Consider the following 11,351-nt stretch of genomic DNA (forward strand, 5'->3'; position numbering starts at 1 on the left):
TTGTGGCCGACGTTGAGGCCGGTCTGGACGCCCTGACCGATCTTCTTGAGCACGCTCCAGAAGCCCTGCAGCTCCATCTCGGTCGGCTGCGTCGCAGCGGTTGCGGCCTGCGGGCCGGCGCTGAAGATGCCGAGGTTGTGGCCGACGTCGAGGCCGGTCTGGACGCCCTGTCCGATCTTCTTGAGCACGCTCCAGAAGCCCTGCAGCTCCATGTCGGTCGGCTGCGCGGCGGCTGCGGCCTGGGGGCCGGCGCTGAAGATGCCGAGGTTGTGCCCGACGTTGAGCCCGGTCTGGACGCCCTGTCCGATCTTCTTGAGCACGCTCCAGAAGCCCTGCAACTCCATCTCCGACGGTTGCTCGGTGCCGGGGCCGACCGAGAACGGCGCGAACCCGCCCGCGATTCCGCCGATGGCGCCGCCAAAGTCGCGGCCGGTCTTGCCGCCGATCAGGCGTCCGATCGCCTGTCCGGCGAACCTGCCGAGAACGGAGCCGAAGATCCCTTCGGGATTCAATTGACCATAGTCCTCAGTCGACTGCTGCATGCCACTCATGTTGAGCCTCCTCGCTCGTTGTTTGATCTTCGAGCGGCGCGCCGCTTGACCTCATCAGGCGTAGTTGCTGCGCGACGTCGATCGAGGGCGATGTTGCGCGCGTGGCCGTGATGCAAGTGTCAAGCGGGGCGTGAAAGTGCCGTCAAAGTCGATCATGTGTGGAACGCATGGAGCAAGGTCACGCGGATCGTCAGACGCGTAGCATGCGCCTGATTTCGCGCTGCAGGCTCTCGGTTTCGCTCTCCGGCGTGGCGCCGACCTGCTTTCGCAGCACGGTGCGGCAGAAGTCATATTGACGCAGGGCGTCGGCACGGCGGCCCTGCTGCGCGTAGCAGCGCATCAAGGTGCGGTGGACGTCCTCCTGCAGCGGATCTGCGGCCAGCACACGCAATGAGAACGTCGTGGCGATCTCCACATGTTCCCGGCCGCCGACGTCCAGCAGGCCCGCGATCGCCCGGATCGCCCGCGTCTTCAGTCGTTGACGCTCGGCGGAGAGCCATGCCTCGAACGCGCAGGACGTCGAGCTGATGCCGTCGAGCAACTCGCCCCGGAACAGCGCGGCGGCGCGGGCCATGGTTTCCAGATCGCCGAGCTGCAGCAGCACCTCGAATTCCTGCACGTCGGTCGTGACGGCGTTCGGATGGATGCGGATGTCGTCGCGTTCCGCCGAGATCACCTCGGTGCATTGCGGCAGCACCCGGCGCAGCGTCAACAGCGCCTGGCGCAGGTTTGCGCGCGCGTTGTCGCCGAAGCGGCCTTCCCACAGGAGGGCGGCAAGCTTGCTGCGTGAAATGCCGTGCGGAGAGGTGAGGGCGAGATAGCCCAGGAGCGTTGCCGCCTTGCGGCTTGGGATGACGACCTGCTCGCCGGAGACGCGTCTGATTTCAAGACCGCCAAAGAGATTGATACGCAGCAGACTCATTGTCTCTCTCCTCTGAATGGCGACTCGCTGCGATCGGCGCCTTGCCTGCAGAAGTCGAGCTTCTCGTGCGATGAGATTGAGCGGCTGCAGCCCGATCAGGTCTGCACGGTCGTCGCCGAACGGCGAGCCGCCACGCTGTTCGTTGTCATCGTCGAAATGAGATCGGCAATGCAGTTAAGTCTGTCCGAGCAACGTTCGGTTCAATCTTGGATTGTAGGACGAAGCGAGACCGTGCCGTTGTGGCTTGCAGTATGCACTCCATCGGGTCCAGTCTGGGCGCAGCCGGAACCGCACGCTGTGAGCTACGCCACACTCCACGTCGGACACCGTCGTGCCGCATGCTCCATGGTCAGGAAGATTGGATTGTTCCGATGAGATCGTTCCGCAAGGAACTTTGGTTCCAGACACCGGGCCGTCGCGCCTTCATCAACATCACGGATGATGTCGAGGCGGCGCTGAAGGAGAGCGGGGTGCGCGAAGGGCTGGTGCTGGTCAACGCGATGCACATCACCGCGTCGGTGTTCATCAACGACGACGAGAGCGGGCTGCATTTCGACTACGAGCAGTGGCTAGAGAAGCTGGCGCCGCACGAGCCGGTCGCGGGCTATCGGCACAACCGGACCGGCGAGGACAATGCCGACGCCCACATGAAGCGCCAGATCATGGGGCGCGAGGTCGTAGTCGCGATCACCAATGGCAAGCTCGATTTCGGCCCGTGGGAGCAGATCTTCTACGGCGAGTTCGACGGCGGACGGCGCAAGCGCGTGCTGATCAAGATCATCGGGGAGTAGGGGGCGGTGTCGCCGTTTCCGGATGCGTTGACGCCTCCGACTGACCCATGTCGTCACGGCCGGGTTGGTCCGTGCCACAATCTCCGCTGTCGTCCCTGCGAACGCAGGGACCCATACCGCGGAATCTATCGGTGAGGCACAACTACCAGCCATCGTCCCATTGAAGCCGGTGGTTATGGGTCCCTGCGTTCGCAGGGACGACAATGCAGGGCTGCGAGGCGTCGGTGATTCAGCCACGAAGGAGAGGCGCTTCCGGAGGTCATCACACCATCGACCTTGGATCCCGCAGGCCCCAACGGCCGGCCTCGACCAGGGTGATGAAGCGCTCCACGGCCTCATTAAACAACGCCGGCTCCTCCAGATTCAGCACATGGCCGGACTTCGGGAAGAACGTCAGTCCCGACGCCGGCAGGTGCTGCTTGAGGAACAGGCTCGGCTCGATGCAGGCGTCGTCCTCGTCGCCGCAAATGATCAGCGCGGGCGTGGCGACGCGGCGGATCGCATCCGTCATGATGTAGATCGAGGGCCTCGCGCCTTGAAAGCCGCGCATGGTGTTGGCCGAGCCCCTGGCGTCGTGGCGAGCGAGTGCGGCATAGAAGTCGGCGTGGCCGCGCGGGTCCTTGACCAGGAAGGGAATGCGGCCGGGCGCCTCGCGGGTGACCTTGGCGGTCTCGGCCGAGCCGAGGGTCTCGAACTGCTCGGCCGTGGCGCGACACTGGGCACGGAAGGCGTCGAGCTGCGTGAGGTCGGAGCCCGAGCCGACGCCGGCCAGCACCATCGAGCGGATGCGGCCGGGCGCGTTCAGCGCGACCTGCAGCGCGGAGTACGAGCCCATCGACAGGCCAACGAAATGGGCGCTGTCGATGCCGAGATGGTCCAGCAACGCCAGGGCGTCGGTGTAGAAGTGCACGTAGCTGTAGACGTCGGGCGCGGCCGGCACCTCCGAGGGCGTGTAGCCGCGCGCGGAGTAGGCGATGCAGCGGTGGCGGCGCGCGAAATAGCGCAACTGCGGCTCCCAGTTGGTGTGGTCGGCGGCGAACTCGTGCAGGAAGATGAGCGGCGTGCCGGCGCCGACCTCTTCGAAATAGAGGCGAACGCCGTCTTTGGCCGTTGCGTGGGGCATCGTCAGCTCCTCCCGTGTCACGTGCCGCATGTTGACGAGTCGCGCGACACGCGACAATGGCCGGGCCAGTAGCCTTGTTTTCGCCTCAAGATAGACCCGGAATCACCCTCTCGTCGCCAGTCTTTCGCCGCCGAAGGTCATGGTTTCGTCACACCGCGACTTTTTACGGACCCCGCTGGCGGCTTGCAGAGGGGCCGCGCTGAGGACCAGGGGGTGCCAAGTCAGGGTACTGGGGGAAGTAACAGAAGGATTGAGTATGGTTGTGTCTACCCTTCGCCGGTCGCTTCACGTCGTTGCGCTGACCATGTGCTCGGCAGTCGTCGCCGTCACCGCAACACCGGCATCGGCCCGTCCGCATCACGGCTCGGGGCATCATGCCCACCGCAGCCACGGCGGCCATCACTACGCAGGGCATCATCACCACCGGCGTTCCGTCGCCCGGCTGTCGCGCTGGGAGCGCGGCGTGGCGCGGGTGCAGGTGAGCGGCGTTGCCGACGCGCAGGCCAGCGTCATGATGCCGGGAACGGCGTCCGACGGCATGGCGTCGTCCGGCGGCTTCGGCGGCGGCAGCAGCGTCGTTTCCGCGGCGCGCAGCTTCATCGGCAGCGGCAATCCGACCGGCCGGCGCAGCCTGTGGTGCGCCCGTTTCATGAACATGGTGCTGGAGCGCACCGGCCATCGCGGCACCGGCTCCGACATGGCGCGCTCGTTCGCGAGCTATGGCCAGCGCGTCTCCGGCCCGCAGGTCGGCGCGATCGCGGTGATGAGCCGCCGCGGCGGCGGCCACGTCGGCGTGGTCTCGGGCGTCGATGCCCAGGGCAACCCGATCGTCATCTCCGGCAACAACGGCAACCGTGTCCGCGAGAGCGCGGTGTCGCGGGGGCGGGTGTACGCCTACGTGATGCCGAACTAACCAATCTCGAACTGATGAATCGAGCCGTCGAGGCTCGCTCGGTGTGCGCCTCCCCCGCTTGCGGGGGAGGTCGCATCGCATCTTCGATGCGATGCGGGTGGGGGAAGTCTCTCCACACGAAGATTTTCGGGTGGGGCGCCCCCACCCCGGCCCTCCCCCGCACGCGGGAGAGGGGGCGCGCCGCCGATGCAGCTAGCGCTCGAACTACACCAGCCGCGGCTGCTCCACGGCGAGTTCGTCGCCAACGGCGATATCGCCGGCTTCGATCACCTCGGCATAGATGCCGCATTCATTGTTGCCGCGCCGGGTCATCAGCGCGGGCGGGATGTCGAGGTCGCGGGCGGCCGTTTCCGGGTCGACGTTGACGGCGGCGCAGCGGGTGGTGGTCTTCACGACCTTGAGCCGCGCCGAGCCGATGCGCAGCGTCTCGCCCATGAGCGAGGTCTCGTGCCAGGCCGGCCAGCCGGTGACGTAGACGTTGGCGCGGAAGCGCAGCGGGTGCACGGGAGCGCCGACCAAGGTCTCGATCTCCGCGATGGAGGCGAGGTTGATGATCGAGACCACCTTGCGCGCCAGATCCGTAAAGGCGTAGCCGCCGCCCAACAGCAGCTTTGGCGGCCCGCGCAGCTCGGCGGCGAACTCGCCTGCGAAGAAGCGCTCGATGGCGGCGCGGCCGTCGGCGCTCTCGAGATCGCCTTGGGCGACGATTGCGCCGTCCTTGCGGATGGTGAGGATGTTGGTCGCGTCGTCGAAGATGGTCTTGAAGCCGGCGAGGCGCTCATTGCGCATCAGCATCAGATACGCCGTCTTCGGTTTCCAGACCGGAGCTGCGGGATCGAACCCGCTGGGACCGTTCTCGAGCGCGTAGCGGCGGTCGGCCGGCAAGGTCTGGCCGACCCGCAAAGGCGCCCTCTGCAATGGTTCCGGGGTAAGGCCCTTGACGGGATAGCGGTACAGGCCGGCGATGCGCGCGGGAGGGGTCTGGCTCATGCCGCCTCATAGGAGATTCCCTTGGCCGCGGCCAGGGCACACGAATTTGTGAAGCGGCCTCTTCCGTTTTCGCACCGCCTTCCCACATTTCCACTCAAGCCGGGCGCAAGCCGGCGACGTCAATGGTTGCGGCGTTGATGGACGTCAACGTGCGCGATCCGAAACCCAATGAAGATGCTGAAGCCGTGCCTTCGGGGCGTCACAGCAGGCTGAGGGAAACATCATGAATATCGAAAAATATACCGAGCGCGCGCGGGGCTTCATCCAATCGGCGCAGTCGCTGGCGATGCGCGACGGCCATCAGCAGTTCTCGCCGCTGCATCTGCTGAAGGTCCTGCTCGACGACGGCGAGGGACTCGCTGGCGGTCTCATCGACCGCGCCGGCGGCAATTCGCGTGCGATTTTGAAGGCGACCGAGGATGCGCTGGGCAAGCTGCCGAAGGTCTCGGGCAGTGGCGCCGGGCAGATCTATCTGTCGCCCGAGTTGGCGCGCGCCTTCGACGCGGCGGAAAAGGCGGCTGAGAAGGCCGGCGACAGCTTCGTCACGGTGGAGCGGCTGCTGCTTGGCCTGACGCTGGAGAAGAACAGCGAAGCTGGCGGCATCCTCGCCAAGGGCGGCGTGACCGCGCAGAACCTCAATGCGGCGATCGAATCCTTGCGCAAGGGCCGCACGGCCGACTCGGCGACCGCCGAGAATGCGTATGACGCCTTGAAGAAATATGCCCGCGACCTGACCCAGGCGGCGCGTGACGGCAAGCTCGATCCGGTGATCGGCCGCGACGAGGAGATCCGCCGCACCATTCAGGTTCTGTCGCGTCGGACCAAGAACAACCCCGTGCTGATCGGCGAGCCCGGCGTCGGCAAGACCGCGATCGTCGAGGGCCTCGCGCTGCGCATCGTCAATGGCGACGTGCCGGAGAGCCTGAAGGACAAGCGGCTTTTGTCGCTCGATCTGGGCGCGCTGATCGCCGGCGCGAAATATCGCGGCGAGTTCGAGGAGCGGCTGAAGGCCGTGCTGCAGGAGGTCACGTCGGCCGAAGGCAGCTTCGTGCTGTTCATCGACGAGATGCACACCCTGATCGGTGCCGGCAAGGCCGACGGCGCGATGGATGCGTCGAACCTGCTGAAGCCCGCGCTCGCCCGCGGCGAGCTGCACTGCATCGGCGCGACCACGCTCGATGAGTATCAGAAGCACGTCGAGAAGGACGCGGCCTTGGCGCGGCGGTTCCAGCCGGTCTACGTCACCGAGCCGACGGTCGAGGATACCATCTCGATCCTGCGCGGCCTGAAGGACAAATACGAGCAGCATCACGGCGTGCGCATCACCGACTCTGCGCTGGTGGCGTCGGCCACGCTGTCGAACCGCTACATCACCGACCGCTTCCTGCCCGACAAGGCCATCGACCTGATGGACGAGGCGGCGGCGCGGCTGAAGATGCAGGTCGACAGCAAGCCCGAGGAACTGGACTCGCTGGATCGCGAGATCATCCGGCTCAAGATCGAGCAGGAGGCCTTGAAGAAGGAGAGCGATCTCGGCTCCAAGACGCGGCTGCAGGCGCTGGAGAAGGAGCTCGCCGATCTCGAGGAGAAGTCGGCGGCGCTGACGTCGAAATGGAGCGCCGAGAAGGACAAGCTGTCGAACGCGCAGAAGCTCAAGAGCGAGCTGGACGGTCTGCGCATCGAGCTCGCCAACGCGCAGCGCTGCGGCGAGTATCAGAAGGCGGGCGAGCTGGCCTATGGCCGCATCCCCGAGCTGGAGAAGCGGCTGGCCGACATCGAGGCCAAGGAGAATGCCGGCGAGATGATGGAGGAGGCGGTCACCGCCAACCACATCGCGCAGGTGGTCTCGCGCTGGACCGGCGTGCCGGTCGACAAGATGCTCGAGGGCGAGAAGGACAAGCTCCTGCGCATGGAGAACTCGCTCGGCAAGCGCGTCGTCGGCCAGTTCGAAGCCGTGCATGCGGTTGCGACCGCCGTGCGGCGCTCGCGTGCCGGCCTGCAGGACCCGCACCGGCCGATGGGCTCGTTCATGTTCCTAGGGCCGACCGGTGTCGGCAAGACCGAGCTGACGAAAGCGCTCGCCGAGTATCTGTTCAACGACGAGACCGCGATGGTCCGGCTCGACATGTCCGAGTACATGGAGAAGCACTCGGTGTCGCGCCTGATCGGCGCGCCTCCCGGCTATGTCGGCTATGACGAGGGCGGGGCGCTGACCGAGGCCGTGCGGCGCCGGCCGTACCAGGTCGTCTTGTTCGACGAGATCGAGAAGGCGCATCCGGACGTGTTCAACGTTCTCTTGCAGGTGCTCGACGACGGCCGCCTGACCGATGGCCAGGGCCGCACCGTCGACTTCCGCAACACGCTGATCATCATGACCAGCAATCTCGGCTCCGAGTTCCTGGTCAATCAGCCGGAGGGCGAGGATACGTCGGAGGTGCGCGAGCTGGTGATGGGCACGGTGCGGAGCCATTTCCGACCCGAGTTCCTCAACCGCGTCGACGAGATCATCCTGTTCCACCGCCTGCAGAAGAGCGAGATGGGCCGGATCGTCGAGATCCAGTTCGGACGTCTCCAGAAGCTCCTGGAGGAGCGCAAGATCACGCTGTCGCTCGATGGCGACGCGCGCGACTGGCTCGCCGCCAAGGGCTGGGATCCGGCTTACGGCGCGCGGCCGTTGAAGCGGGTGATCCAGCGCAGCGTGCAGGATCCGCTCGCCGAGATGATCCTCGCCGGCGACGTGAAGGACGGCGATCACATGACGATCTCGGCCGAAGGCAATGTGCTGACCTTCAACGGCAAGGTGCCGCACACTGCCGAGATCGCGACGTTCGAGGCGCCGATCCCGAAGCGCAAGCTGAACTGAGCGGCGTTTCGCCGAACTGAAACGGAAGCGGCCCGCGCTGAGAGATCAGCGCGGGCCGTTTTCAGTTGAACGCGCCTTTGGGGGGGCGAGGGGTCTCGCTCACCGGCTGACCTGGATCGGGCCGGCGTCGGAGATGCGCGAGGCGCCGGTGCCGCGGCTGGTCATCATCTGGTCGACGCGGTCGCGCTCCTTCTCGAAGTTGGCCATGATCGGGCCCTCGAGCGACCGGCCCCGCGGCAGCTTCACGCGCATCGGGTCGACGAAGCGGCCGTTGACGAGGATCTCATAGTGGACGTGCGGGCCGGTCGACATGCCGGTCGAGCCGACGAAACCGATGACCTGGCCCTGGCGCACGCGCTTGCCGGGCTCCATGCCCTTGGCAAACGCCGACATGTGGCCGTAGGCGGTCTCGTATCCGTTGTTGTGCTTGATGCGGATATATTTGCCGTAGCCGCCTTCCTGGCCGACCTTCTCGAGCACGCCGTTGCCGGAGGCGAAAATGGGGGTGCCGTAGGCGGTGGCCCAGTCGACGCCGGTGTGCATCTTCACGAAGCCGAGAATCGGATGGCGGCGGCCGCCAAAGCCGGAGCGCATGATCGCGTTGTTGACCGGCTTGCGCACCAGGAACTTCTTCGCGCTCTTGCCGGTCTCGTCGTAATAGTCGACGACACTATCGTCGGGGGTCTGGAACCGGTAGTATTTCTTGGTCTCGCCGCCGACCGTCAGCGAAGTGAACAGCACCTCGGTCTTGTCGTTGTTGCCAGGCTTGTCGTCGTCGTCGCCGGCATAGAAGACGTCGAACGAATCCCCAGGCTGCACCTTGCGCTGGAAATCGACGTCGTAGGAGTAGATGCGGATCATGTCCTCGATGACCGGCGCGGGCACCTTGTTGCGCATCGCCGTCTCGTAAATGCTCTGATAGAGGCGGACACCGGTGCCGTCATCCTCCTCGTCATTGGTGTTGTCGGCGGTCTCGGTGACCGTGTTCATGCTCTGCGCGTCCACGGCGACGTATCGTCCGAGGTCCGACAGCGCGGCCACCGCCTCGATCATGGTGTCGTTGGCGACGATGACCCGGAACGGCTGTAGCCGGGCGCCGGGGGCAGGGCTGGATGGCGCCATCAGGATGCGCAGTTTCTCGCCTTCCTTCAGGCCGCCGTCACGGCCGCGCGGGCCGAGCTGGGCGGCGATCGCCTTGGCTTCGTCGGGCGTCGCGCCCTGGTCGCGCAGGATCGAGGCGACGGTATCGCCCTTCTTGACCAGGTGGACGCGCTCGCCGAGTGGATTGCCGCCGGTGATCTGGTCCTTGGTCTTGGGGAGCAAGGTGACATTTTCCGGCACCACCCGGGTCTCGAAGCCGGCGTAAGGATCGGGCAAGGTGCCGTCATTGGCATAGGACAGTTTCAGGTCGCCGCCTTGGACGGCCTGCGCGCCGGCCGCGTCGGCGGCGGCATTGGCAAGCGAGGCGTAGCGTACGCCGCCATTGTTGCCGCGCCAGTTCGCCGCATCACGGACCCGCATGACGATTTCGTCGAGCGCCACCGAGGTTGCGATCTTCGCCTTGGGGAGCACCGCGGCGAGATCCTTGGTCACGAACGAGACCTCGGCGTCGGGCTCGACGGCCTCGGGATTGTTCGGATCCTCGCCGGACCCTGTCTTGTCGTTGTCGGTGTCGCTCAGCAGGCGCTGGGCGTTGAACGGCGGGATCTTGGCGGAAAGATCGCTCGTCGTCATCGACAGGTTGCCCGAGATCCGGACATAGGGACGGACCCGGATGAGCTCGCGCGATCCCGCGCGGGTCACGGTCGAGATGCGCACCACATTGCGGGCCGCGGCCGCTTCGCTCGGCGGCGGCAGGCGGTCGCTCTTGCGCAGGGTGGCGACGCGGTCATTGGCACCGAAGGCGCCGCGCAGCGCGCTCTCCATCCGCTCCGGCATGCGCGCGAAGGTCATTTCGCCGTCGAGCGAGGCGAAAACGGCGCCGCCGATGAGGGCTGCGCCGCATAGACCCGTCAGAATCGTACCAGAGAACCATTGTACGGAAACGCGGCGGCGGTCGATCACCGCGGCCTCGGAGCCATCGACCGATAGCGGCGGCTCATGACCGAGATCGATCATGCCGACCTCGCGTCCATACCCCCCGCGTGACGTCCGATGGTTCAACCTTCGTCCCCCAAATTCAAAGTCAGCACCGAGATCACTCAGCTGCCGGTTGGCTTAACGTCCAAGACAAACGGCTCGGAATGATGGCGCGCTTCTGACGGTTCGAGACTCTCTGGCTGGAAAGCCGGAATCCGCAAACCGCTATTGTTCTTCAGGATCTCTCGATGTCGTCTCGGCCGTATCAGGCGAAGGGCTCGCCACTTCCTTGATCTGGATCATCCTTGAATCGATGGCAGTCCCCGCTGGACCCAAATCAACCCAGGTCGATGCTTAACAAATCGTCGCAGGATTGTGGCCCAAGTGGGGCACGAAGTCCGCAAGAAGTCGGGGTTCTCCTGCTGTCCGGAAAAAAATGATTCGATGCGACGATTTGTTGACATTGGGCGTTGACACCCCGATCGGCCCCCCCTATAAACCCGATCACTGAGCGCGGCGCCGCTTCGGGACACACCGAGGCGAGCATTCGCGCCAATATTGCTCCTCACTTCTGTTGAGTGATGCACAACCGGTAAAACCCGGTTGCTCATCGACGTCGGAAGATGTTGGGCGCCCCTCCATCCGAGGGTGGGACCGAGGTCCCGGGCTGTTTGACAAGTGAAGATGAAGAAAGAGAAACGTGGACGGCGGAGTCCTTGCGGGTCTCGGGATTGAGGGCTTCGGCTTTTGGTTCTGGGATCGGACGAGAAGACTTCGGCGGACAATGTTTCAAAGGTAACACCATGGTTTTCGCGCTGTGAAGCGCGGAGATCGATTGGTGGGACCTCGTCAAACGTTGTGATCAGCCGGTTCAAAGCTTCAAGTTCAACTTGAGAGTTTGATCCTGGCTCAGAGCGAACGCTGGCGGCAGGCTTAACACATGCAAGTCGAGCGGGCGTAGCAATACGTCAGCGGCAGACGGGTGAGTAACGCGTGGGAACGTACCTTTTGGTTCGGAACAACACAGGGAAACTTGTGCTAATACCGGATAAGCCCTTACGGGGAAAGATTTATCGCCGAAAGATCGGCCCGCGTCTGATTAGCTAGTTGGTGGGGTAA

At 65.1% G+C, this 11,351-nt stretch carries 7 protein-coding genes, 1 rRNA gene and 1 pseudogene; 4 read left to right on the plus strand and 5 right to left on the minus strand.

The genetic code is table 11. From position 1 onward, the window contains the following. Both ACQR13_RS32270 and ACQR13_RS32275 read right to left on the minus strand, forming a co-directional pair. Window positions 1-551 (minus strand): annotated as a pseudogene (locus ACQR13_RS32270) (hypothetical protein); the annotation flags it as partial. 190 nt (window positions 552-741) lie between these two features. Continuing rightward, window positions 742-1,473, minus strand: a complete 732-nt coding sequence (locus ACQR13_RS32275) for an AfsR/SARP family transcriptional regulator (protein WP_315826647.1) — start codon at window positions 1,471-1,473, stop codon at window positions 742-744. Between the two features lie 371 nt (window positions 1,474-1,844). Between ACQR13_RS32275 and ACQR13_RS32280 the strand changes: the two genes are divergently transcribed. Then, window positions 1,845-2,264, plus strand: a complete 420-nt coding sequence (locus ACQR13_RS32280) for a secondary thiamine-phosphate synthase enzyme YjbQ (protein ID WP_315826648.1) — start codon at window positions 1,845-1,847, stop codon at window positions 2,262-2,264. A gap of 262 nt (window positions 2,265-2,526) precedes the next feature. Here ACQR13_RS32280 and ACQR13_RS32285 read toward each other — a convergent pair whose 3' ends face one another. After that, a complete protein-coding gene (locus ACQR13_RS32285) occupies window positions 2,527-3,387 on the minus strand; it encodes an alpha/beta fold hydrolase (RefSeq protein ID WP_316196041.1) in 861 nt (286 codons plus the stop codon). A 256-nt stretch (window positions 3,388-3,643) separates the two neighbouring features. Here ACQR13_RS32285 and ACQR13_RS32290 point away from each other — a divergent pair, with 256 nt between their 5' ends. Beyond that, window positions 3,644-4,300, plus strand: a complete 657-nt coding sequence (locus tag ACQR13_RS32290) for a TIGR02594 family protein (RefSeq protein ID WP_315718092.1) — start codon at window positions 3,644-3,646, stop codon at window positions 4,298-4,300. 204 nt (window positions 4,301-4,504) lie between these two features. On the opposite strand, the gene ACQR13_RS32295 is transcribed toward ACQR13_RS32290, so the two are convergent. Then, window positions 4,505-5,290, minus strand: a complete 786-nt coding sequence (locus tag ACQR13_RS32295) for an MOSC domain-containing protein (RefSeq protein WP_316176002.1) — start codon at window positions 5,288-5,290, stop codon at window positions 4,505-4,507. Window positions 5,291-5,513: 223 nt separating this feature from the next. On the opposite strand from ACQR13_RS32295, the gene clpB reads away from it, so the two are divergent. Then, entirely contained in the window at window positions 5,514-8,153 is a 2,640-nt protein-coding gene (gene clpB, locus ACQR13_RS32300) for an ATP-dependent chaperone ClpB (RefSeq protein ID WP_315753803.1), read from the plus strand. A gap of 99 nt (window positions 8,154-8,252) precedes the next feature. Here the strand turns inward: clpB and ACQR13_RS32305 are convergent, their stop codons facing one another. Further along, window positions 8,253-10,316: a M23 family metallopeptidase gene (locus ACQR13_RS32305; protein ID WP_315718088.1), complete on the minus strand. Its 2,064-nt coding sequence runs from the start codon at window positions 10,314-10,316 to the stop codon at window positions 8,253-8,255. A gap of 802 nt (window positions 10,317-11,118) precedes the next feature. On the opposite strand from ACQR13_RS32305, the gene ACQR13_RS32310 reads away from it, so the two are divergent. Continuing rightward, a 16S ribosomal RNA gene (locus ACQR13_RS32310) occupies window positions 11,119-11,351 on the plus strand; the annotation flags it as partial.

This window comes from Bradyrhizobium sp. HKCCYLRH3059, assembly GCF_051168035.1.
Classification (GTDB): domain Bacteria; phylum Pseudomonadota; class Alphaproteobacteria; order Rhizobiales; family Xanthobacteraceae; genus Bradyrhizobium.

Excerpts from the sequence above, each read along its gene's own strand:
- ACQR13_RS32275 (WP_315826647.1), bottom strand. The coding sequence starts at position 1,473 with ATGAGTCTGCTGCGTATCAATCTCTTTGGCGGTCTTGAAATCAGACGC.
- ACQR13_RS32280 (WP_315826648.1), top strand. The coding sequence starts at position 1,845 with ATGAGATCGTTCCGCAAGGAACTTTGGTTCCAGACACCGGGCCGTCGC.
- ACQR13_RS32285 (WP_316196041.1), bottom strand. The coding sequence starts at position 3,387 with ATGCCCCACGCAACGGCCAAAGACGGCGTTCGCCTCTATTTCGAAGAG.
- ACQR13_RS32290 (WP_315718092.1), top strand. The coding sequence starts at position 3,644 with ATGGTTGTGTCTACCCTTCGCCGGTCGCTTCACGTCGTTGCGCTGACC.
- ACQR13_RS32295 (WP_316176002.1), bottom strand. The coding sequence starts at position 5,290 with ATGAGCCAGACCCCTCCCGCGCGCATCGCCGGCCTGTACCGCTATCCC.
- clpB (WP_315753803.1), top strand. The coding sequence starts at position 5,514 with ATGAATATCGAAAAATATACCGAGCGCGCGCGGGGCTTCATCCAATCG.